This is a genomic window from Amycolatopsis sp. NPDC114484 (assembly GCF_055633755.1).
On the sequence record NZ_JBVKDQ010000038.1, the window covers coordinates 41,436 to 62,032 of the forward strand.

The window sequence follows — 20,597 nt, forward strand, 5'->3', positions numbered from 1 at the left end:
TTTCCCCCGCCCGTCCGGCCCGCGCCGGACGGGTCGGCAGAGTGCGCGGAAACCGGCGGTCGCGGGTGTCCTGATCGGCCCAGGGCCGAAGGGAGTGCTCGGCATGACCACCACCGACACCACCATCCGCATCGACCGGCGCACCACCGCCGTCCTCGACGACCAGCACGTCGGCGACATCCGCGGCGCGCTCGGCACGGTCAAAGCGGGCGATTCCGCGCCCCGGACCGGCCTGTCCGCCAAGCTCAAGACCCTGCTCGCGATCGTCGGGCCGGGGTTGATCGTGCTGGTCGGCGACAACGACGCCGGCGCGTTCGCGACCTACGGCCAGGCCAGGCCGGGCAGAACTACGGCCCGAAGCTGCTGTGGACCCTCCTGCTGCTCGTCCCGGTGCTGTACGTGAACCAGGAAATGGTGCTGCGCCTCGGCGCGGTCACCGGCGTCGGGCACGCCCGGCTGATCCTCGAACGCTTCGGCAAGTTCTGGGGCGCGTTCTCGGTAATCGACCTGTTCCTGCTCAACGCGCTGACGCTGGTCACCGAGTTCATCGGCGTCACGATGGCGACGCGCTATCTCGGCCTGCCGACGGTTCCGTCGGTCATGCTGGCCGCGGCCGTCATCATCGGAGCCGCGTTCACCGGCAGCTTCCGGCGGTTCGAGCGGATCGCGATCTTCTTCTGCCTCGGTTCGCTGACGCTGATCCCGGTGTACGTGTTCGCGCATCCGGCACCAGCGGAAATGCTCGGCGGGCTGGTGCCCGCGATGCCTGCCGGACCTGGCGGGACGGCCGAGCTGATGCTGCTGATCATCGCGATCGTCGGCACCACGGTCGCGCCGTGGCAGCTGTTCTTCCAACAGTCCTACGTGATCGACAAGCGCATCACGCCGCGGTTCATGCGGTACGAGAAGGCGGATCTGTGGATCGGCCTGGTCGTGGTGATGGTCGGTGCGGCCGCGATCATGGGGATCGCGTCGGCGGCCTTCGCCAGCACCGGCGCGCCGTTCACTGATACAGCTGGCGTTACGGACGGCATCGAGGCTTACGCAGGACGTACGGCGGGCGCGTTGTTTGCGGTCGCACTGCTGGACGCTTCGATCGTCGGGGCGTTCGCAGTGTCACTCTCGAGCGCGTACGCGATCGGTGACGTCTTCGGGATGAAGCATTCGCTGCATCGCGGGGCGCGGCACGCGAAGGGCTTCTACGCGGTGTACGCCGGTCTCGTCGCGCTGTCGGCCACCATCGTGCTCATTCCGGGCTCGCCGCTCGGGTTGCTCACCACCGGGGTGCAGACGCTCGCCGGGGTGCTGCTGCCGTCGGCGACGGTGTTCCTGTTGCTGCTGTGCAATGACAAGGCGGTGCTCGGGCCGTGGGTCAACGGACGGCTCACCAACCTGTTCACCTCCGTGGTGGTCGGGGTGCTGGTGGTGCTGTCGGTGATCCTCACCGCGGCGGTGCTGTTCCCGGACCTCAGCGCGGACCAGATCTTCCTGATCATGGCGGTCAGCGGCGGGATCGGGGTGCTGACGGCCGGGTACGCGCTGCTTCGCCGCCGCCGGAGCGCTGCGCCGATCGATCGCACCGGACGCGCGGAGTGGCGGATGCCGCCGCTGCAGTACTTGCCGCCGCCGGAGATGTCGACGGGGCGCAAGATCGGGCTGACCGCGCTGCGCACGTATCTGCTCCTGGCGATGGCACTCGTCATCGTGAAGCTCGTCCAACTGGCTCTAGGTTAACTCTGCGTGAGGGTACTTCTCAGCGTGTACACAGCGAGTGTGCAGAACAGTGGGTAACCGTGACGCCCCGGCACCGGAAGGCCTGATGACCGACCCCCATGACAGACGTGCCGCCGCATCCCGAGGTGCGGCGGCACGCGGTGTCGCCGCCCGCGCCGCTGCCCGGCGACGGCGGATCACCGGCCGGGTCGCGCTGGCCCTCGCGGCCGCGCTGACGCTTTCGCTGACCGGTTACGGCTGGGCGGCCTACCACGGCATCGTGGCTGGGCTGCAGGTTTCCGACGTGCTCGACGGGCAATCGACCTCCAGCGGCGGCGACACCAACATCCTCATCATGGGCCTCGATTCGCGGCTCGACGAGAACGGCAATCCGCTGCCGAAGGACATCTACAACTCACTGCACGCCGGGGATCAGCAGGACGGCGGCTACAACGCCAATGTGCTGATGCTGCTGCACGTCCCCGGAAACGGCGGCAAGGCGACGTCGATCTCGATTCCGCGCGACGATTACGTTCCGCTGGCGGGCTGTCCGGACAACGTGTGCAAGGGCAAGATCAAACAGGCCTACGGGCTGGCGTTCGACGAAAAGGCCAAACAGCTCGTCCAGCAGAACGTCACCGACAAATCCCAGCGCGAACAGCAGGCGCGGGACGCGGGCCGGCGCGCGGAAATCGACACCGTCCGGAAATTCCTCGGCGACGTCCCGATCGACCATTTCGTCGAGGTCACCCTGGTGGCGTTCTTCGAGATCGCCCAGGTCGTCCAGCCGATCACGGTGTGTCTCAACGAGGACACCCAGGACAGCTACTCGGGCGCGAATTTCCACGCCGGCCAGCAGGAGATCAGCGCCGAGCAGGCCGTCGAGTTCGTCCGGCAGCGCCGCGACTACGTGCACCCGTCGCTCAATTTCACCGACCTCGACCGCGAACGCAGGCAGCAGGCGTTCATCTCCTCGCTCGCGTATCAGCTCAAACAGGGCGGGACCTTCACGAATCCGGCGAAACTCCAGGGAATTCTGGACGTCGCGAAGCAGAACACCGCGGTCGACAGTTCGCTGGACCTGCTCGCGCTCGCGAAACAGGCGTCCAGCCTGACCGGCGGAAATGTCAGTTTCGTGACCCTTCCGGTCGACCATTTCGGCAAGAGCCCGTCCGGCGAGGACGTCAACTTCGTCAATACCGCGCAAATCCAGTCCTTGGTCGCGCAACTGCTCAGCGGCGCCCCGGTGCCGAGCCCGGCCGCGTACGTCGCCCCGCTGACGCACGGAAACCCCACCCCCGCTCCCCCTCCGGCGTTGAGCGGAGGCGGAATTCCTTGCGTGAAATAACTTCAGCACCGCGAATGAGACCGCGGACACTCCGCGCGCCTCAATGTCCTATCAGGACAGAGCAGGCATAATCGGCCCGGCGCGTTCAATCCGCGCGCCGGAAAATCGGCGGACGGCGGTGCTCGGGTGGCTACGACACGGAACAGACGAAGCCGGGTTCCGGTCGCGATCGTCGGCTGGCTGTCCCGGCCGCTGGCGTCGTTCCACCTCGTGCTCGCGCTGTGCGGTCTGCTCACGCTGCTCGGCGTCATCATGGTGCTGTCGGCGTCTTCCGCGCAGCCGGGCGGGGTGTACAGCACCTTCCAGAAGCACATCATTTTCGTCCTGATCGGCCTGGTCGCGTTGTGGGCCGGGCTGCGGATCCCGTTGCGCCGGATCAGGTCCCTCTCGCCGATGCTGATGCTCGTCACGCTGGTGATGCTCGCGCTGGTGCTCACCCCGCTCGGCGCGAAGGTGAACGGCGCGCAGCGGTGGTTCGCGCTCGGTCCGCTGACGCTGCAACCGGTCGAGCTCGCGAAGGTCGCGTTGACCTTGTGGGGCGCGCACATTCTCGTGGTGAAGGCCCGGCTGCTGCATCATTGGCGGCACTTGCTGGTGCCGTTGGTTCCGGTCGCGCTGCTGATGTTCGCACTGGTGATGGCGCAGCCGAACCTCAGCGGGACGATCTCGCTCGGCATCGTGCTGCTGTCGCTGCTGTGGTTCTCCGGCGCGCCGGGGCGGCTGTTCGGCGCGCTGCTGGCCGGCGGCGTGGCCGGATTCGTGGTGCTCGCACTGGTCGCGGACTACCGGCTCGCGCGCGTGCTGTCGTTCCTCTCCCCCGACGCGGACACCTCTGGTGCCGGTTATCAGGCGGTGCAGGCGCAGTACGCCCTCGCCGAGGGCGGGCTGTTCGGCGTCGGGCTCGGACAGGGCGCGTCGAAGTGGAAATACCTGCCGAACGTGCAGAACGACTTCATTTTCGCCCTCATCGGCGAGGAACTCGGGTTTCTCGGCTGCGCGGTGGTGCTGCTGCTGTTCGGCGGGCTCGCCCTGGTCGGCCTGCGGATCGCGACGCGCAACCTCGACCCGTGGATCCGCATCGTCGGCGCGACGATCACTGTGCTGCTGGTGGCGCAGGCCGCGGTCAACATCGGGTACGTCGTGAACGCGCTGCCGGTCACCGGGGTGACGCTGCCGCTGGTGTCCTACGGCGGGACATCGCTGATCGTGACGATGTTCCTGTTCGGCGTGCTCGCCAGTTGCGCGCGGCACGAGCCCGCCGCGGTGGCTGACCTGAATCATCTCGGGCCGGGCAAGATCGGGCGGATTCTGCGGCTGCCGGTGCCGGAGCCATATCGGCCGGTCCGTACGGCGACGAAGACGACTCGTGCACGACGACCGGTGCGGCCTCGCTGACTCCTACACTGCGGTAGTGGAGAACACCCCCTGGGACGTCGCGCGGCCCGGTCGCGCGGGTCCGTTCTCCTTGGCCGGATTCCGCCACCGGACCGGCGGGACAGTCGATCTGCGGGTGGTGCCGCATCCGGCGATCACGGTGGTGCTGGAGTTCGGCGACGGCAAACTCCTTCTGGACGACGGGGCTCAGCACGGCAGCTTCGTCGCCGGGCTCGCGCCGCGCGGGGTACGGCTGCGAGGGGAAAGCCTCGAATGCGTCGAAGTCCGGTTGCCGCCGTTGGCCGCCACCGGGTTGGGTGCCGGGCCCGCGGAGCTGGACCGGACGGTCGGACTGGCCGAGTTGTGGGGCCGGGACGCGGGCCGGCTTCGGGACCAGCTGAGCGAAGCCGATTCCTGGGCCGCGAGGTTCGCGCTGGTAGAGGCCGCTTTCGTCGACCGGCTCTCAGTGGTTCCGGCAGCGGATCCGGAGATCGTCTGGGCTTGGCGGCGGATCGTCCGGAGCCGCGGCCGAGTGCGGGTCGAGTCGCTGGCGGCCGAATGCGGATGGAGCAGGCGACGGTTGTGGGACCGGTTCCGCGCGCAAGTCGGGTTGCCGCCGAAACGAGCGGCGAAGCTGGTGAGGTTCGACCACGCCGCGCGCCGCTTGGCGACCGGGGCCAGCGCGGCCGAGGTCGCGGCAGTGTGCGGATATACCGACCAGTCGCATCTGCACCGGGATGTCGTGGCCTTCGCCGGGGTGACGCCGGGCCGTCTGGCCGTCGATGCGGGGTTCGCGGCGGATCGCAGCGCGTTCGCCTGAACATTTGTGCAATACCCGCCGGTCCCGCTCGCGCCACACTGCGGGTATGCCGAAATTGTCCACTGTGGAATTGCGGGGCGCGAAGACCGTGCTGACCGGAGCGACTGGCGGGATCGGCCGGACGCTTGCCCGAACACTGGCCGCGCGCGGTGCCGACGTCGTGCTGACCGGCCGCAGGGTCGAGTTGCTCGAACCGCTGGCGGCCGAGGTGGGCGGCCGAGCCGTCCCGGCCGACCTCACCGATCGGGGCGCGATCGAGGAACTCCTAGCTGGGGCGGGGGAAATCGACCTCGTCGTCGCCAACGCGGCTCTCCCCGCGACGGGGCTGCTGACCGACTACTCGCTCGACGAAGTCGACCGAGCCATCGAGGTCAACCTGCGCGCGCCCGTGGTGATGGCGAAACTGGTCGCCGAGCAGATGATCGCCCGGCGACGCGGGCATCTCGTCTTCATCTCTTCGCTGTCCGGGAAAACCGCGTCTGGCCAGGCTTCGCTGTACAACGCGACGAAGTTCGGCTTGCGCGGCTTCGCTCTCGCGCTCCGCGAAGATCTGCGGCCGTTCAACATCGGCGTGTCATCGGTGTTTCTTGGCTACATCAGCGATGCGGGCATGTTCGCCGACTCGGGGGCGACCTTGCCGTTCGGCGTCGGCACTCGGACGCCGGACGACGTCGCGCGGGCGACGGTGCGGGCGATCGAACGCAACCTCGCCGAGATTGATGTGGCACCGTTCGGATTGCGGCTGACGGCGTTGCTCGGCGGGCTCGCTCCGGGCTTGGCCGCGGCCGTACAACGCCGTCTCGGCGCGGAGGCGATCACCGAGCAGCTGGCGGAGGGTCAGCGGGCGAAGCGCTAGAGCAGCGCCCGAAGGTGCGCGACTTCCGGCGCTGGAACCGACCGGGCCAGATATCTCTCGTCAAGCGGCCGGATCCGCGCAGACAACTCGCGGGAAGCCTTGCGCGGCAGTCGTTTCACTGCCCAGACCAGCCGGATCCGCGCCACTTCCGGATCGTTCGACGGACCGTCATCGTCACCGTGCTCGGTATGCCGATCCAGCTGCCGGTAGGAGGCATGGACGAAACGGCTCCAGGCCGCGAGCGCTTCGGCGATCCCGCCGGGATAGAGATCGGCGCGCTCGTAATGCGCGATTGCTCGCAGTGTCGATGCGGAAACACGCGAAACTTGCGCGTGGGGCGGGTCGGGCTGGATGTACTCCGGCTCGCGGACACGCAGCCGTGCCGGGGGCTTACGCGGCATGGCCCTTTCTGGTCTTCATACCGGCCATCCTGCCAGGTTTCACCGTTTCGGCCAATGCCAAGGCGGTTGGTCAAGCCTCCCCTGCCCGGCAACTACCGTCGCGCCGAAGTCCTTCTCCAGTTCCAGTACCGAAGCGTCCTCCAGAAACCGCACCAACAGCTGGGAATGCGACACCACCAGCGGCTGCGTCTTCTTCGCCGCCGCGGTGATCAACGCGGCCAACGCGGGCAGAAGGTCCGGATGCAGGCTGGTTTCCGGCTCGTTCAGGACCAGCAGCTCCGGTGGGCGCGGGCTGAGCAGCGCGGCGGCCCACAGCAGGTAGCGCAGGGTCCCGTCGGAGAGTTCGGCTGCGCTCAGGGGGCGCAGCAGACCGTGTTGGTGGAAGCGGAGGTCGAATCGGCCGTCAGCGGCAACCACTTCGACCGACGAGCCCGGGAAGGCGTCGTCGATCGCGGTGGCTAGCGCGTCGGCGTCGACGGATTCTTGGATGGTGCGCAAGGCTGCGGCCAGGTCGCCGCCGTCGTGGTCCAGGGCCCAAGTACGGGTGCCGATGCGGGTTTGCCGAGCAGGGGCGTCGGCGTCGGTGCGGAAGTGGTCGTAGAACCGCCACGCTCGCACCCGGTCGCGCACGATCAGCAGTTCCGGGCACTGTCGCGGGTCGGCGAACTCGCTCAATATGCTGTCAGTGAGGGCGATCGAGTGGCCGCTCTCCGCCCATCGACCGGACTCGTCGCGGATGCGGACTCTCGTGCCGGAACGGTCGGCCAGCAACGCCGACGGACGCAGAACCGGGCCGTGCCAGACGCATTCGCGTTTGTACTCCGGATCCAGGTTGAAGGCCGTCCCGGTGGGGACGGGGAGGCCGAAGTCCAGGGCGTAGCCGAATTCGTCGCCGGAGTAGCCGAGCCGCAGGCCGACCGGTTTGGTCCGCTGCAACGGTTGTATCGGTGACCGGCCCTCGCGGACGGCTCGGCCGATCGTCTCCGGGCCGGCCCACAGCGTCGAAGGCAGGCCGCCTTCCCCGGCGAGGGCGGCGACCGCGCCGTTGCGTCCGGCGTCGGCGAGCAGCCGCAACGCGCGGTACAGGCTGGATTTGCCGGTGCCGTTCGCTCCCACGATCACGGTGAGCTGCGACAACGGCAGCACCAGGTCACGCAGTGAGCGGTAGTTCTGGATCGCCAGGGTGGTCAGCACGCCGGCACCTCCGCGGGCAGGCCGAAGCGGGGGAACAACTCGGGTTCGAGGAACCAGGTGACGGTGCGGATTCGGTCGCCCCACGGCGCGAGGACGAGGATTCCGGCGGGATACGCGGTCGATCCGCCGGGTTCGGTGAGGTAGCAGGCGAAGGCCGGATGGGTGTTGGCGCGCGTCGGAAGCAGCCGGAACCGCCGGGTGCCGCGCCACTCGCTGAACATGGTGAGGAATGCGGTGACGGCTTCGTGGCCGACGTATTCATGCGGCGCGGGCGGCATGGCGAGCCAGCCGTCATCGGTCAGCAGCGCGACTACGGCCTCGACGTCTCCCTCGCTGAACGCGTCCGCGAATCGTTGCGCGATCTCCCGTTCTCGCGGCGCTGGCGGGGCGGGTTCGACGGTCTGGCGCAGCTGGGCTCGCGCGCGTTGCAGAGCGCCTTTGACCGCAGTGGAGCTGGTGTCCAGCATGGCCGCGACCTCGGCGGTCGAGTAGTCGAGCACGTCCCGGAGCACGAGGACGGCGGCCTGGCGCGGCGGGAGTTTCTGCAGGGCCGCTACGAACGCCAGCTCGAAGGTTTCCTTGGCGCTGTAGTGCGCGGCGGGATCGTCCGGCGCGGGCTGCAGCCAGGTCACCTCGGTGCGGCGAGTCGGTTCGGTCGGGGTGAACGGCGGCGACGGTTCGGCCGGGATACGGCGGCCGGCGTCGCGGAGAGCGTTGAGGCAGCGGTTGGTGGCGATGCGATACAGCCAGGCGCGCACCGAGGCTCGACCGGCGTACCCGTCCAGCCCGCGCCAGGCGGCGAGGAGCGTCTCTTGCAGCAGGTCTTCGGCGTCGGTGAGCGAGCCGAGGAGGCGGTAACAGTGCACTTGCAGCTCATGCCGATAGGGATCGACCAGCTCGCGGAAGGCGTACGCGTCTCCGGCGCGTGCGCGATCGAGAATGTCCTGGCCCACCTTTCGCATCCTGCCACCGTTCCGTTTCCGGGGCGGGCGGTGTCTCTACTGGTGACCCCTGCGAAAGGCGAAACGATGAACCCTGTCGACGAGCTGGCTGTCGTCCTCGAGTCCACCAGCGCGCTGGTCGCCGGCGTGTCTCGCTGGGACGCGCCGACGCCGTGCCCGGACTGGACTGTCCGCGAACTGGTGAACCATCTGGTCCTCGGGCACCGGCTGTTCACGGCCGTCCTGCGCGGCGAGGCGGGTGGCTCGCTGGACCCGCGCACTTCCGACGCGCTCGGCGACGATCCGGTCGCGGCCTATCGGGACGCGGTCGCCGGTCTGCTCTCGGCGTTCCGGCAGCCGGGGGCGCTGGAGCAGATGGTCGAGGTCCCAGCCGGGAAGGTTCCGGGGATCGCCGCGGTGCATCTGCGGATCGTCGAGGAACTCGTGCACGGCTGGGACCTCGCTCACGCCACCGGGCAGGAGCCGAAGTTCGAGGGCACCTTGGTGGAGCGGGAAATCGCGTTCAGCACGGCTCAGCTCGCCAAGCTTCCGGCGGAGCGGAGCCCGTTCGCCCCGCCGGTGCCGGTCGCCGAGGACGCGCCGCCGCTGGATCGGCTGGCCGCGCTGCTCGGCCGCTCGTCGAATTAAGCGACGCGGAATTCCAGCAGACCTCGTTGGTCGGTCAACGGGACCGCTGATTCCAGCACTAGGCCAGCGGAATCGGCGAGGGCGCGGAATTCTTCCACCCGTCGTTCGCGACCGCCGAAATGAACCAGCATGACCAGGTCCATTTCGGTGCGCGCGTGAATTCCGCTGACCGCCTCGATAGCGAGAATCCGACCGGACTGGCCCGCCGCTTCCGCGCACCGCTTCAGGACGCGGCGGGCGTTCTCGTCGTCCCAGTTGTGCAGGATGTCCACCAGGACATAGCCATCCGCTCCGGACGGCAGCGGGTCGAAGAAGCTGCCGCCTCGCACCTCGACCCGGTCGGCGAGGCCCCGTGCGGTGAAGGCGGCGCGGGCCTCGCTCGCGGTGGGTTCGAGATCGATCAGGTGGGCGCGCAGTTTCGGATTGGCTTCGAGGATCGCGGCGAGCAAATCGCCCCGGCCGCCGCCGACGTCGACTAGCGTATCGAAAATAGACCAGTCGACTCCGGCGACCACCTGCGGGATCTCGGTACGGAATCGGTTCGTCATCTGCTGGTCGAAAGATTGCCGCAAATGCGGTTTTTCGGAGAGATCGGTCCAGAAATCCTTGCCGTACCGGCGGGAGTAAGCCGCCTCGCCGGTACGGATGCTGTGTGCCAGCTCGACGAAAGCGAGTTCGGCGCGACCGGCGGCACGGTCCAGGTGCAGCAGATTGGCCACGCCGTTTTCCTTGTCCTGGCAGAGATTCGCGCCGTACGCGGTGGTGAGGTAGCCGTCGTCGGTGCGTTCGACTACGCCGAGCGTGACCAGGTGGCCGAGCAGGACGTCGAGCGCGATCGGCGAGAGGTCCAGTTCCGCGGCGACGTCGTCGACAGTGCCGAGGGCACGCAGCCGGTCGGGCAGGCCCAGCGTTACCGCGACTCGCAACGCCATCGGGGTGGCCAGGCTGGCGGCACGGAGGAGGTGGTTCGCGTCATCGCTCACGTGACTCCACTTTGCCAGCCTGGTCAACCGGCTTTCCGGGCGCTACAGCGGCACAAGCCGCTGACCTGCTCCGCACCACTGAGTACACAGTGGACACTGCCGCACGGAAAGCAGCCTGCGCCAACGCCTTCACGCTCAGCGTCGCCCTAAAACGACGTCGCGGAACCCGGTCGAGCGAGTACCGTCGGTGTGCTCTCTCCCCGCCAACACCCGTGCCCGCAAGGAGAACCGATGTCCCGCCCGCGCAAGGTCCGCAAGGACGCGGAGGCCAACCGTGAACGGCTGCTCGCCTCGGCTGCCGCGGCGATGCTCCGCGAAGGCCGGCACGTGCCCCTGGCCACCATCGCCGCCGAGGCCGGTCTCGGGATCGGCACGCTCTACCGCAGCTACCCCGATCGCGACGCGTTGCTGCAAGCGCTGGAGCACCGTGCGTACGGCCTGCTCAACAACCTGCTCGACCAGATCGAGGACGACGAAGACAGCACTGGTCTCGAAGCGGTCGCCCGCTATCTCGAAGGCACCGTGGACCTCGCCGACCAGCTCGTGCTCCCGCTGCACGGCGTGCCCCCGATCGTCACACCGGAGGCCGTAGCGGCCCGAAAGTCGATTTACCGACGGCTCGGCTTCTTCCTCGCGACCGGCCGTGAGGACGGCAGCGTCCGCGGCCCCGTCAACGCCACCGATCTCATCGCGTTCAGCACCCTGCTCACGCAGCCGAAAGCCTCCGTGCTCGACTGGACCCACCTGGCGAGACGGCAGATCGCGCACTTCCTCAACGGCATCGCGACCGAAGGACCGAGGGAAGTGCCTGGTCCCGCTGTCGAGCGCGAGGACGTCGAGCGCGCCTTCGAGGCACGGGAGAACAGTTAGAAGGTCTTCCGAACGATCGGCCATGTTACCGTCGGGCGTCGTCAAGGAGGTGGGGATGCCCGCAGCAGGCACCCGCAAACCGATGCGCGAACGGTTCCGCGAGCAGGTGCGCGAGGAGGTCAAATTCGTCGCGCTCAACCAGCTCGCGGCCGGGGGCGCGCAGGCGATCTCCATCAACGCCATCGCCAAGCAGCTCGGCGTCTCCGGGCCGGCGCTGTACCGCTACTTCTCGAGCCGCGACGAACTGCTGACCGTCCTGGTCATCGACGCGTACAACGACCTCCGCGAGGCCATGGCGAAGGCCCTCGACACCGACGCACTCGACGCGGAAACGCAGGTCCGGCTGCTGGCCGCGGCGTACCGGGGCTGGGCGCGGGAAGAGCCGCACCGGTACGAGCTGCTGTTCAAGGCGCCGTTCCCGGGATACGACGCGCACGCCAAGCCGCTCGCCGAAGCGGCCCGGTCGCTGATGGGCGTGGTGCTCGGGGTGCTGGACCACCTCGATTCCGCCGCGGCGGAAAAGCCGACCGCGTACGAGAACGAAGAAGTGCTCGACGCCCGGCGCGCCAACACCGAGAACCATCAGCTGGCGGTCGCGTTGTGGTCGCGGCTGCATGGCTTTGTCAGCCTGGAGATCGGCGGCGGCTTCACCGCGATGGGCCTCGACGCCGACGCGTTGTTCGAAACCGAAGTACGAGTGCTGACCGACCGGGTCCGCCGCGCTTCCTGATCACCGGCGAGACGCGCGCGGCTTCGCCCCCAACGCCACCGCCAGCACGGCTCCGGCCACCATGCACGCGCCGACCACCCACAACCCGGTCCGCTGCGTACCGGTCAGGTCGCGCAGCCAGCCCGTCACATACGGCGCGACGAACCCGCTCAGGTTGCCCAGCGCGTTGATCAGCGCGATCCCGCCCGCCGCGGCCGCGCCGGACAGGAAGTTCGACGGCAGCGCCCAGAACGTCGGCAGCGCCGCGCACACGCCCATCGCGCAGATGGTCACCGCGGTCATTGTGGCGTAAGGGTTTCCGAGATACAGCGCGACCGGGATCGCCGCGCCGCCGACGAGCATCGGCAGCGCGACGTGCCACGTCCGTTCCCCGGTGCGGTCGCCGTGGCGCGCCCACGGGACCATCACCAGCGCACCCGCGACGTACGGGATCGCGTTCACCAAACCGGCCTGCAGCACGGTCAGTTTCGTTCCGAACTCCTCGCCGAACCCGGCGATGATCGTCGGGAGGAAGAAGCCCAGCGCGTACAGGCCGTAGACGACCGCGAAGTACACGAACGCCAGCCCGAGGATCCGCGGGTGCGTGAGCGCTTTCCGCAGCGGCCAGTGGTGTTCGGCTTCGGTGGCGCGGCGTTCGGCGTCGAGTTCGCTGGTGAGCCAGTCGCGTTCCTCGGCGGACAGCCACTTCGCGGTTTCCGGCCGGTCGCTCAGGCAGAACCACGTGACGACCGCGAGCAGGATCGCCGGAACGCCCTCGACCAGGAACATGAACCGCCAGCCGGACAGGCCGAAGACGCCGTGCCCGCCGCTGATCAGCAGGCTGGAGACGGTCGAGCCGATCGCGCTCGACACCGGCACCGCGCACATGAACAGCGCGACCGCCTTCGCCCGCTGCGCCGCCGGGAACCAGTACGTCAGATACAAAATGATGCCGGGAAAGAACCCCGCCTCGGCGACGCCGAGCACGAACCGCAGCACCACCAGCGTCGTGGTGTTCGGCACGAAGGCCATCGCGACCGCCACCGCGCCCCAGGTGATCATGATCCGCGCGATCCAGCGGCGCGCGCCGAACCGGTGCAGCGCGAGGTTGCTCGGCACCTCGAGGATCAGGTAGCCGAGGAAGAAGATCCCCGACGCGAGCCCGAAGGCCGTCGCGGTGAGGCCGAGTTCCTTGTTCATCCCGTTCGGACCGGCGAACCCGATGTTGACCCGGTCAAGGTAGTTGACGAAGTACAGCAGCATCAGCAGCGGCATGATCCGCACCGCCGCCTTGGCCATGACCCGGTTGCCCAGTGCGCTCGTCTTCGTCGACATGTCCGGATCTCACCCGCCCGGACCCCGTCGAGTCAAGGTTTTGCGTAATGCTCGGCGACCGCCGTGAACGCCTCCTTCGGTTCCCAGTTCAGGCCCGGGTACGCCGTGCCCGAGCGGTCTTCCAGGACCTTCACCAGGCCGAAGCTGGCGAGGTCGAGATCGTTGCCGCCGGGCCGGTGCGGATAGTTGCAGAGCGCGAACAGGAACACGAACGCACTGTCCACTCCCTCCTCGTCGAAGATTTCCAGCAGCTCGCGCAGGTAGCCCGCCTGTCCGGCTTCGTCGCGTTCGTACTCGCCGTCGATGCGGAGCGGGTCGCCGGTTTCCTTGTCGTACTCGACGATTTCCATGCTCCGCGGCGCGACGTCGCCGGAGCCGTGCCAGGTCGCCGTCCCGAAGCCGGTGATCGCGACCGGTTTCCCTTGCGCCACCAGGGTTCGCACGCCGTCCCGGAAGATCGGGGCGACCTCGGCGGAGCGGATGAGTTCCACGGTGACGAAGTCGAACCGGCTCCAGTCCACCTGCTCGAACTGGATGCACGCGTAGGTGACCGGGCCGTGGAACCGCTCCCGCACGAGCTTCACGGCGGTGTCGAGGAACGGGTCGAGCCGCTTGCCCACCGCGGCCAGCCGCTCGGCGCGGCCCTCGGGTTCGGCGAGCAGCAAGCTGACCCGTTCCGCGACGTCCTCGCCGGGCAGGAAGCCGTGGTTCATCACGCTCAACTCGACGCCGGTCACGAACACGACGTCCGCCCCGGTGGCGCGCAGTCGTTCCGCCCTCCTCGCGCAGTCGGCGAAGAGGGCGAGCATCTCGTCGTGGGTCTGCTCCAGCGGATACGGCGAGAACCAGACCTCCAGCCCCAGGTCGGCCGCCCACCGCGCGGCCCGCTCCAGCCGGTCCGGATCCCCTCCGACGAGATGCACCGCGGTGCAGTGCAGGTCGTCGCGGATGATCGCCAGTTCGCGCTGCACCACCTCCGGTTCGAAGCTCTCCCGCGACGTCCGTCCATTGCGGACGAATCCGGTCTCGTACGTCATTCCCTTGCCGCGCATGGCGGTTTCCTCTCGTTCGGGGACGCCGCTCACCTTACGCACGAAACTTGCGTGCACGCAAGTTTGCGCAGGCGCACGATTGCTGCGAGACTGGGCACGTGACCGGATTGCGCGAACGGAAGAAGGAGGCCACCCGCGTCGCACTGCGCGAAGCGGCGCTGCGGCTGGCGCTCGAACACGGGCCGGCGAACGTGCGCGTCGACGACATCGCCGAGGCGGCCGGGGTCTCGCCGCGGACCTACAACAACTACTTCTCCAGCCGCGAAGAAGCGATCGTCGCCGCGGTCACCGCGGACCGCGAAAGCCGGATCGCCGCCGCCGTCGCCGAACGCTCGCCGGACACCCGGCTGGCCGAGGCGATCATCGACGCGATCGCGGAGCAGTACACCGACCCCGGCGAACAGAGCCGCGACGCGCTGCTGCTGATCACCACGAATCCGGGGCTGCGCACGGCATTCCTCGACGCTCCAGCCGCATTGGAAGACCCGCTGCAGGAAGTGCTCGCGGCCCGGATCGGGAACCCGCAGACCGCGCGCGTGCTCGCCGCTTCAGTCGCGGCCGCGGTGCGAATCGCGCTGGAGCAATGGACGCAGCCAGCGGGCAACGGCCTGGTCGTGGTGTCCGGTTCACTGCCGGACCTGTTGCGGCGAATGCTCGAACCGCTCGTTCCGGCCCTCGACGCCGCGGACGCCTGAGGGTTCAGACTTCGATCTGCTCGAAGATGTGCGGGTACGACTCGATGTCGTCGGGCGACTCGGCCGCCAGGCGCTGGAACTCCGGATTGCCGAACGCGGCGGCGAGCGCCTCGGTCGATTCCCAGACCGCGACGTTCATCAGCAGCTGGCTCCCGGCCGTTCCCTGGTGCATCTGCAGCGAGACGAATCCGGGCTGAGCCCGCATGCACTCGGCCTGCTTGCGGAAGATGGCCAGGAACGCATCGGTCTTCCCCTTCGGGATGACGAAGGTGTTGGCCAGGACGATCGGCCCGGTCTTCTCCTGGAACTGAGCGAACATCGGCGTGTGCGGGTCGAGACTCTGGAGCTTGGCCATTTCGGGATTTCCCTTGCCGTCGACGAGATCTAGCATTGCTAGACAGTGAGTCAACGCTAGCACTGCTGCCGCTCGATTGTCTAGCGATGCTAGAGGTGGGCCAAGGCGGTGAATTCCCACCCGTCGCGCGTCCAGCTTCGACATTCCATTCACAAGTTTGTGAAAGCTGTGTACATTCTGAACTTATTCAGAGGGGAAGGAGCGACGATGACCCGTCAGGCAGGACTCCCGCTCGAAAGGGGCGCGTGTCCGTTCGATCCGGTGCCGGCCCAGCGCACGCGGGCTCCGGTCGAGCCGCTGACGTATCCGGACGGCACCCAGGGCTGGCTCGTCACCGGATACCAGGAGGTGCGGGCAGTCCTCTCGGACAAGCGGATGTCCGCGCGAGCGGAGCTGACGAAGATCCCGATCGACTTCGGCCCGCTGCCGCCGCCGAAGCCTGCTGACCCGGGGGTGTTCAGCGGGATGGACGACCCGGACCACCACCGCTACCGCAAGCTGCTGACCGGGGCGTTCACCGTGCACCGGATGCGCAGACTGGAGGACCGCGTCGCCGAGATCGTCGACGACCACCTCGACGCGATGGCCACCGCGGACGGGCCGGTCGACCTGGTGGAGGCGTTTGCGCGGCCGGTGCCGTCACTGGTGATCTGCGAACTGCTCGGCGCTCCCTACGATCGCCGCGCCGAGTTCGACGGTTACGCCACCACGATGTTCTCCAAGGACGTCCCGATCGCCGAACGGATCGACGCCACCCAGGGCGTCGTGGCGTTCATCGCCGGGCAGATCGAGGAGAAGCGGGCGGAACCGAGCGACGATCTGCTGTCCGATCTGGTCCGCGGCGGCGAGTTGACCGACGAGGAACTCGCCAACATCGGCATGATGCTGCTGGTCGCCGGATTCGAGACGACCCGCAACATGATCGCGCTCGGCACGCTGGCACTGCTGGAGAATCCCGGGCAGCTGGCGAAGTTCAAGGCCGATCCGGAGCTCACCGCGGGCACGGTCGAGGAACTGATGCGCTACCTCAGCGTGATCCACATCGGCCCGATCCGCACCGCGTTGGAGGACTTCGAACTCGGCGGCGTGCCGATCAAGGCGGGCGATCCGATCGTCATGTCGCTGCCGGTCGCCAACCGGGACCCGGAGAAATTCCCGGACCCGGACGAACTGGACGTCACGCGCAAGGCGACCGGGCAGCTCGGCTTCGGCCACGGCGTGCACCAATGCCTCGGGCAGCAGCTGGCGAGGGTCGAGATGCGGATCGCGCTGTTCCGGCTGTTCGCGCGCTTCCCGGACCTGCGGCTCGCGGTGCCGTTCGCCGAGGTGGACCTGCCGTACGACGCGTCTATCTACGGTCCGGTGCGGCTGCCGGTCACCTGGCAGCGGGAGTAGCTTGGCAGCGGCGGATCTAGTACCGGGATCGAGGTTTTCCGCGCGCCCGGCGTGACCATCCCGATCGGCCTCGGCATCGGCCGGTTGGTGTTCCGGGCCTTGAACATCGCTGAGGCTCTACTCGCGTTGGGGCTGGCAATCACGGTGATGATCGGGCGACCGAGTACCGCGGTGACGGTGCTGGCGGCGGTGGCCGTGGTGATGCTGATCGGGCAACTGGGAGCGGTCCGTCCGGCGCTCAACCGGCGGACGGACCGCGTCCTCGCCGCTCCGGAAGGCACGGAGCTGCCGCGATCTCGAGCGCATTTCGTTTACCTCGCAACGGAAGCCGTGAAGGTGCTTGTGCTGCTGGCGCTCGGGATCCTGACTGTGGCGGGTTAGCGGCTCACGCGAACCCTTCCAGCTCGGCGATGCGGCGGAACACCTCACGGGTGTCCACCCGCTCCATCCCCGGGTCGAGTTCGTAGTACACCGCAAGCACATTCTGCGCGAGACGGCCGCGCTCGTCGAGGTCCGCGAACCGGCCCAGCGAGATGTCGCGCATCGCCTCCTCCGAGGTCATTCCCCGGCGGTGGCGGTCGGCGGCCTCGGCTCGCACCCACTGCAGGTAGTCGAGGACCGAGCGGACGCCGTCGGCGTCGGTGACCGGGCCGTGGCCGGGGACGACGAACTCGGCGTCCATCTTGAGCATCGCGTCGCAGGCGGCGATCCAGTTCGACACCGGTCCTGCCCAGGTGATCGGAGTGCCACCGATGAACAACAAGTCCCCGGCGTAGAGCACGCCCTCGTCGGGGACCAGAACGACGCTGTCGCCCTCGGTGTGCGCGGGGCCGAGACAGCGGATTTCCACTGCCACACCGCCGATGTCGAGCTTCAGCTGTTCGGCGAACGTCCGGGTCGCGGGGGTCGCGGTGATGGAGTCGAAGTCGAACGGGTGGAGGATGTGCTGCGCGAAGCGGCCCAGCGGGCCTTCCTGATGCACCAGGCCGCGCATGAGGTCAGGGCCGTTGGTGCGCATCTCTTCCGCAGTGGCTTCGGACGCGATGATGGACGCGTCGGCGACCAGTTCGTTGCCGAACCAGTGGTCTCCGTTCGCGTGCGTGTTCACAACTGTCTTAATTGGACTGTCTACTGTGATGTCCTGGAGCCCAGTCAGCATTTCCCGGGTCATCGGCACGTCGAATAGGGTGTCGACGAGAAGGGATTCTTCTTTCCCGGCGATCAGTCCGGCATTGCTCCAGCCCCAGGTTCCGTCCGGGACCAGCCAGGCCGAGCAGTGTTCGGTGAGCCGGTGATGTCCTTTGGTGTAGGGAATATCTCTGGGCATGCTTACCTCCTAGGGACGTGCACCTCGGGTGCACCCTCATACGAAGCCAATCCCGCGCCTTCCGGCGCGATCTGCCGTTGCCCAACCGGGTTTCGCAGCACCCCGACACCAGACGCGGCGAGTTCCACCACGTCGCCCGGCTGGATCCAGCGGTCCAGCTCCAGCCCGCATCCGCCGCCGACAGTGCCCAGACCGAAGAACTCCCCTGGGTAAACGTCTTCGTCCAGCGACGCCCACGCGAGCACCTCGGCGAACGAAAACTGGCGGTCCTTTGTGGACCCAGAAGCCCAGACCTCGCCGTTGACCGTCGCCGACATCTGCACTGCCCATTCGTCGACCTCGTCCATGGTGAGCACGCACGGACCCATCGCGGTGCAGAAGGCTTTCCCTTTGGACGGCCCGATCGTCAGGCTCATCTCGAACATCTGGATGTCGCGCGCGCTGACGTCGTTGAAAATCGTGACGCCGGCGATGCGTCCGGCGGCCTCGGCCGGGGTGAGGTTCTTGCCGCCGCCGGAGGTGAAGAAGCCAAGCTCGAGTTCGAAGTCGAGCTGCGCGGTGTAAGACGGCCACAGCAACGGTTCCTCCGGCCCGATCACCGTTTCGACGTTGCCCTGGTAGCAGATCGGCATCGCCTCGAAGGCAGGCGGAACGGCGAGTCCGGAGCCCGAGGCATGCTGGGTGTAGGTCAGGTAATCGCGAATCCGGCGCGGCCTCGGTACCGGGGCGAGCAGCCGGACTTCCTCTTGCGGAAGCACTGCCGGATGACCTTCATCGCTCAACGAGTCGCCTTTAGCGGCCGCGGCGTCGGCGAGCAGAAGCGCCTGTTCAGCCCGGCCACGAGCCTCCGCGCCACCCTCGAAGAAGGCGACCATCTCGGTCGGCACTTCGGTTCCGGCCTTAGCCGCCCGCAAGACCCGCGCCGGATCCACCACGGCCTCGCCATGCAGCACACCGAGCCGGGCCGTGCCCGCGGATTCGTACGTGACCAGCCGCATCGCCGCCTCCTTGAACTAGAGTACAAGTTTGGACTTGCGTCTAATCAACGTAGGCCGTGACGGAAGCAGCGTCAAGGGCGCCATTCAGCAGGCACCGGGAGGAAATGATGGTTGACTGCCAGACATGACGGCAGAAGCGACGGGCGATCGGCGGACCAGGCAGCGACACGAACGCCGGGACCGGCTGTTCCACGCGGCCGTGGAGCTGTTCGTGGAACGCGGCTACGACAACACCACGATGGAGGACATCGCCGAGCGTGCCGACACCGCGCGCGCCACCGTGTTCAACCACTTCCAGCGCAAGACGGCGTTCCTGGACGAGTGGAGCCTGCGGCGCCGGGAACGCGCGATGACCGCGGTGCGCGCCGAACGCCTGGAGGACCGGCCGCTGCGCGAGGTGCTCAGCCGCTACCTGATCGAACTGGCGCGCAACAGCCTCGACTCCCGAGCGGAGACGATCGCCTGCATGGGCGCGGCGATCCACTCCACCAACGTCTTCGGCAATCCGGAACTGGCGCGCGAGTTCGGCACGTTCGTCGCGCGGGCGCAGGAGACCGGGGAGATCCGCGCGGACATCGATCCGGCGCAGGCCGGGTTGTTGCTCGCCACGTCTTATTTCGGGACGCTGAGTTCGTGGATCGAGAGCGAGGCCGCTCCGTTTGATCTGCAGGAGCATTTGCTGAACATGGTGGAGATGATTCTGCGTGGGATCGCGGTTCGCTGAACGCTGAGGTTGTCAGGTTGCGGGGAGCATCAGCATCGCCGGAGAACGGGTCCATCGCGGGCGATCGGAGCCTTGGCCGCTTCATCCGACGGTCGGCTTCGCGCGGAGCCAGACAGCACGGCGTCGGCTAGCTGGTTTCCTCTGAATAAGGCGATTTCGCCGGAATGTTGTTCAGCGCTTCGGCGACACGGCAGGCCTGCCCTGTCGGTATCGCGGCAGGTCGCTTCGGGCCTCTCCGCGCGAAAGCCGGGTCCTAAGTCCATGAGGGGAGCCCCGAGGGAATCAGGGTCCCTCAAGGTAGCCCTCACGGACCTTCGCATCGCAGACCAAGCCCCTTGACCAAGGAGAACCCCATCTTGGCCGAGATACTAGCGCCGCACCCCCGCGATCCCGGACAGCAACTCACCCATCTCCACGACCACCCGCGATGGGCCGCCAGCCAACGGCACCGCAGTTATCCGGCCGCCAAGATCGGATACGTAAGCGACCTCGTCGTCCACCGCCAGTCCGATCGCCTCGGTGAATCCGCTCGCCAGGATTTCCGGCTCGGCGCCCTTCTCCCCCGGCCCGGGAAGAGGGGCGCGGTTCAGCGTGTTGCCCTTCGGGGCCGCGCCACGGTCGGTCCAATACAGGTACCCGCCATGGATTTCCAGGTCGATCGGCTCCGGCAAGTGCTCCCACAGAGTCTCGACATCGGACCGGTCGCGAGCGGTCTCTCCGGGCGGAATCTCCAGTCCAGCACGGAAAATCCGGCCGACGCCGCCCTTAGAGCGTGTCTCACTTGGATGGCGGTTGAGGTGCGAGCATGATCATGACTTGTGATGGACGAGTTGTCGCGACGATTGGTGCCCGACGAGTT

23 protein-coding genes are annotated in these 20,597 nt (G+C 67.9%); 13 read left to right on the forward strand and 10 right to left on the reverse strand.

The features are described 5' to 3' along the window. The first annotated feature begins 103 nt into the window (after window positions 1–103). The 6 genes from ACZ7SW_RS43470 (at window position 104) to ACZ7SW_RS43495 (ending at window position 6,111) form a co-directional block, all read left to right on the forward strand. Window positions 104–403 carry a hypothetical protein gene (locus tag ACZ7SW_RS43470; RefSeq protein ID WP_470236219.1) on the forward strand — a complete coding sequence of 100 codons (300 nt, stop codon included), beginning with the start codon at window positions 104–106 and terminating at the stop codon, window positions 401–403. After that, on the forward strand, window positions 391–1,734 hold the full coding sequence (locus ACZ7SW_RS43475) for an NRAMP family divalent metal transporter (protein ID WP_470236220.1): 1,344 nt from the start codon (window positions 391–393) through the stop codon (window positions 1,732–1,734). The genes ACZ7SW_RS43470 and ACZ7SW_RS43475 overlap by 13 nt, the downstream gene beginning before the upstream one ends. A gap of 85 nt (window positions 1,735–1,819) precedes the next feature. Beyond that, window positions 1,820–3,061, forward strand: a complete 1,242-nt coding sequence (locus tag ACZ7SW_RS43480; protein WP_470236221.1) for an LCP family protein — start codon at window positions 1,820–1,822, stop codon at window positions 3,059–3,061. A 126-nt stretch (window positions 3,062–3,187) separates the two neighbouring features. Further along, on the forward strand, window positions 3,188–4,456 hold the full coding sequence (gene ftsW, locus ACZ7SW_RS43485) for a putative lipid II flippase FtsW (protein WP_470236222.1): 1,269 nt from the start codon (window positions 3,188–3,190) through the stop codon (window positions 4,454–4,456). Window positions 4,457–4,472: 16 nt separating this feature from the next. Next, the gene (locus ACZ7SW_RS43490) at window positions 4,473–5,255 is read left to right on the forward strand and encodes a helix-turn-helix domain-containing protein (RefSeq protein WP_470236223.1); all 783 of its coding nucleotides are present in this window, start codon (window positions 4,473–4,475) and stop codon (window positions 5,253–5,255) included. A 46-nt stretch (window positions 5,256–5,301) separates the two neighbouring features. Then, window positions 5,302–6,111, forward strand: coding sequence for an SDR family NAD(P)-dependent oxidoreductase (locus ACZ7SW_RS43495; protein WP_470236224.1), 810 nt, complete (start codon window positions 5,302–5,304; stop codon window positions 6,109–6,111). Here ACZ7SW_RS43495 and ACZ7SW_RS43500 read toward each other — a convergent pair. From ACZ7SW_RS43500 to ACZ7SW_RS43510, 3 genes are read right to left on the reverse strand one after another with little or no spacing between them, the layout of a single operon-like run. After that, the gene (locus ACZ7SW_RS43500) at window positions 6,108–6,512 is read right to left on the reverse strand and encodes a hypothetical protein (RefSeq protein WP_470236225.1); all 405 of its coding nucleotides are present in this window, start codon (window positions 6,510–6,512) and stop codon (window positions 6,108–6,110) included. The genes ACZ7SW_RS43495 and ACZ7SW_RS43500 overlap by 4 nt on opposite strands. Window positions 6,513–6,551: 39 nt before the next feature. Beyond that, window positions 6,552–7,706 carry an AAA family ATPase gene (locus ACZ7SW_RS43505; protein WP_470236226.1) on the reverse strand — a complete coding sequence of 385 codons (1,155 nt, stop codon included), beginning with the start codon at window positions 7,704–7,706 and terminating at the stop codon, window positions 6,552–6,554. Then, on the reverse strand, window positions 7,700–8,668 hold the full coding sequence (locus ACZ7SW_RS43510) for an RNA polymerase subunit sigma-70 (protein ID WP_470236227.1): 969 nt from the start codon (window positions 8,666–8,668) through the stop codon (window positions 7,700–7,702). Before ACZ7SW_RS43510 ends, ACZ7SW_RS43505 begins: the two co-directional genes overlap by 7 nt. 66 nt (window positions 8,669–8,734) lie before the next feature. Between ACZ7SW_RS43510 and ACZ7SW_RS43515 the strand changes: the two genes are divergently transcribed. Then, complete coding sequence (locus ACZ7SW_RS43515; RefSeq protein WP_470236228.1) at window positions 8,735–9,295, forward strand: TIGR03086 family metal-binding protein; 561 nt, start codon at window positions 8,735–8,737, stop codon at window positions 9,293–9,295. Here the strand turns inward: ACZ7SW_RS43515 and ACZ7SW_RS43520 are convergent. Then, window positions 9,292–10,278: a methyltransferase gene (locus ACZ7SW_RS43520; RefSeq protein WP_470236229.1), complete on the reverse strand. Its 987-nt coding sequence runs from the start codon at window positions 10,276–10,278 to the stop codon at window positions 9,292–9,294. The two genes, ACZ7SW_RS43515 and ACZ7SW_RS43520, sit on opposite strands and share 4 nt — an antisense overlap. 231 nt (window positions 10,279–10,509) lie before the next feature. Here ACZ7SW_RS43520 and ACZ7SW_RS43525 point away from each other — a divergent pair, with 231 nt between their 5' ends. Both ACZ7SW_RS43525 and ACZ7SW_RS43530 read left to right on the forward strand, forming a co-directional pair. Beyond that, on the forward strand, window positions 10,510–11,148 hold the full coding sequence (locus tag ACZ7SW_RS43525) for a TetR/AcrR family transcriptional regulator (RefSeq protein ID WP_470236230.1): 639 nt from the start codon (window positions 10,510–10,512) through the stop codon (window positions 11,146–11,148). 55 nt (window positions 11,149–11,203) lie between these two features. Continuing rightward, window positions 11,204–11,878 (forward strand): TetR/AcrR family transcriptional regulator, encoded by a 675-nt coding sequence (locus ACZ7SW_RS43530; protein ID WP_470236231.1) that lies wholly within the window; start codon window positions 11,204–11,206, stop codon window positions 11,876–11,878. Here the strand turns inward: ACZ7SW_RS43530 and ACZ7SW_RS43535 are convergent, their stop codons facing one another. Further along, window positions 11,879–13,192 (reverse strand): MFS transporter, encoded by a 1,314-nt coding sequence (locus ACZ7SW_RS43535; protein WP_470236232.1) that lies wholly within the window; start codon window positions 13,190–13,192, stop codon window positions 11,879–11,881. Window positions 13,193–13,224: 32 nt separating this feature from the next. Further along, complete coding sequence (locus ACZ7SW_RS43540; protein ID WP_470236245.1) at window positions 13,225–14,244, reverse strand: hypothetical protein; 1,020 nt, start codon at window positions 14,242–14,244, stop codon at window positions 13,225–13,227. 98 nt (window positions 14,245–14,342) lie between these two features. Here ACZ7SW_RS43540 and ACZ7SW_RS43545 point away from each other — a divergent pair, with 98 nt between their 5' ends. Further along, window positions 14,343–14,939 (forward strand): TetR/AcrR family transcriptional regulator, encoded by a 597-nt coding sequence (locus ACZ7SW_RS43545; protein ID WP_470236233.1) that lies wholly within the window; start codon window positions 14,343–14,345, stop codon window positions 14,937–14,939. Between the two features lie 4 nt (window positions 14,940–14,943). On the opposite strand, the gene ACZ7SW_RS43550 is transcribed toward ACZ7SW_RS43545, so the two are convergent. Continuing rightward, window positions 14,944–15,330 carry an antibiotic biosynthesis monooxygenase family protein gene (locus tag ACZ7SW_RS43550; RefSeq protein ID WP_470236234.1) on the reverse strand — a complete coding sequence of 129 codons (387 nt, stop codon included), beginning with the start codon at window positions 15,328–15,330 and terminating at the stop codon, window positions 14,944–14,946. Between the two features lie 171 nt (window positions 15,331–15,501). Between ACZ7SW_RS43550 and ACZ7SW_RS43555 the strand changes: the two genes are divergently transcribed. Together ACZ7SW_RS43555 and ACZ7SW_RS43560 are read left to right on the forward strand one after the other, a co-directional pair. After that, complete coding sequence (locus tag ACZ7SW_RS43555) at window positions 15,502–16,689, forward strand: cytochrome P450 (RefSeq protein ID WP_470236235.1); 1,188 nt, start codon at window positions 15,502–15,504, stop codon at window positions 16,687–16,689. Window positions 16,690–16,740: 51 nt separating this feature from the next. Then, window positions 16,741–17,070: a hypothetical protein gene (locus ACZ7SW_RS43560; protein ID WP_470236236.1), complete on the forward strand. Its 330-nt coding sequence runs from the start codon at window positions 16,741–16,743 to the stop codon at window positions 17,068–17,070. A 4-nt stretch (window positions 17,071–17,074) separates the two neighbouring features. On the opposite strand, the gene ACZ7SW_RS43565 is transcribed toward ACZ7SW_RS43560, so the two are convergent. After that, complete coding sequence (locus ACZ7SW_RS43565; protein ID WP_470236237.1) at window positions 17,075–18,016, reverse strand: MBL fold metallo-hydrolase; 942 nt, start codon at window positions 18,014–18,016, stop codon at window positions 17,075–17,077. Window positions 18,017–18,018: 2 nt separating this feature from the next. Next, on the reverse strand, window positions 18,019–19,014 hold the full coding sequence (locus ACZ7SW_RS43570; protein WP_470236238.1) for a fumarylacetoacetate hydrolase family protein: 996 nt from the start codon (window positions 19,012–19,014) through the stop codon (window positions 18,019–18,021). 124 nt (window positions 19,015–19,138) lie between these two features. Here ACZ7SW_RS43570 and ACZ7SW_RS43575 point away from each other — a divergent pair, with 124 nt between their 5' ends. Continuing rightward, window positions 19,139–19,738, forward strand: a complete 600-nt coding sequence (locus tag ACZ7SW_RS43575; RefSeq protein WP_470236239.1) for a TetR/AcrR family transcriptional regulator — start codon at window positions 19,139–19,141, stop codon at window positions 19,736–19,738. A gap of 368 nt (window positions 19,739–20,106) precedes the next feature. Here the strand turns inward: ACZ7SW_RS43575 and ACZ7SW_RS43580 are convergent, their stop codons facing one another. Further along, the gene (locus tag ACZ7SW_RS43580; RefSeq protein ID WP_470236240.1) at window positions 20,107–20,409 is read right to left on the reverse strand and encodes a hypothetical protein; all 303 of its coding nucleotides are present in this window, start codon (window positions 20,407–20,409) and stop codon (window positions 20,107–20,109) included. Window positions 20,410–20,597: the final 188 nt, after the last annotated feature.

Excerpts from the sequence above, each read along its gene's own strand:
- ACZ7SW_RS43470 (WP_470236219.1), top strand. The coding sequence starts at position 104 with ATGACCACCACCGACACCACCATCCGCATCGACCGGCGCACCACCGCC.
- ACZ7SW_RS43480 (WP_470236221.1), top strand. The coding sequence starts at position 1,820 with ATGACCGACCCCCATGACAGACGTGCCGCCGCATCCCGAGGTGCGGCG.
- ACZ7SW_RS43495 (WP_470236224.1), top strand. The coding sequence starts at position 5,302 with ATGCCGAAATTGTCCACTGTGGAATTGCGGGGCGCGAAGACCGTGCTG.
- ACZ7SW_RS43500 (WP_470236225.1), bottom strand. The coding sequence starts at position 6,512 with ATGCCGCGTAAGCCCCCGGCACGGCTGCGTGTCCGCGAGCCGGAGTAC.
- ACZ7SW_RS43510 (WP_470236227.1), bottom strand. The coding sequence starts at position 8,668 with ATGCGAAAGGTGGGCCAGGACATTCTCGATCGCGCACGCGCCGGAGAC.
- ACZ7SW_RS43515 (WP_470236228.1), top strand. The coding sequence starts at position 8,735 with ATGAACCCTGTCGACGAGCTGGCTGTCGTCCTCGAGTCCACCAGCGCG.
- ACZ7SW_RS43525 (WP_470236230.1), top strand. The coding sequence starts at position 10,510 with ATGTCCCGCCCGCGCAAGGTCCGCAAGGACGCGGAGGCCAACCGTGAA.
- ACZ7SW_RS43530 (WP_470236231.1), top strand. The coding sequence starts at position 11,204 with ATGCCCGCAGCAGGCACCCGCAAACCGATGCGCGAACGGTTCCGCGAG.
- ACZ7SW_RS43535 (WP_470236232.1), bottom strand. The coding sequence starts at position 13,192 with ATGTCGACGAAGACGAGCGCACTGGGCAACCGGGTCATGGCCAAGGCG.
- ACZ7SW_RS43540 (WP_470236245.1), bottom strand. The coding sequence starts at position 14,244 with ATGCGCGGCAAGGGAATGACGTACGAGACCGGATTCGTCCGCAATGGA.
- ACZ7SW_RS43550 (WP_470236234.1), bottom strand. The coding sequence starts at position 15,330 with ATGCTAGATCTCGTCGACGGCAAGGGAAATCCCGAAATGGCCAAGCTC.
- ACZ7SW_RS43555 (WP_470236235.1), top strand. The coding sequence starts at position 15,502 with ATGACCCGTCAGGCAGGACTCCCGCTCGAAAGGGGCGCGTGTCCGTTC.
- ACZ7SW_RS43565 (WP_470236237.1), bottom strand. The coding sequence starts at position 18,016 with ATGCCCAGAGATATTCCCTACACCAAAGGACATCACCGGCTCACCGAA.
- ACZ7SW_RS43570 (WP_470236238.1), bottom strand. The coding sequence starts at position 19,014 with ATGCGGCTGGTCACGTACGAATCCGCGGGCACGGCCCGGCTCGGTGTG.
- ACZ7SW_RS43575 (WP_470236239.1), top strand. The coding sequence starts at position 19,139 with ATGACGGCAGAAGCGACGGGCGATCGGCGGACCAGGCAGCGACACGAA.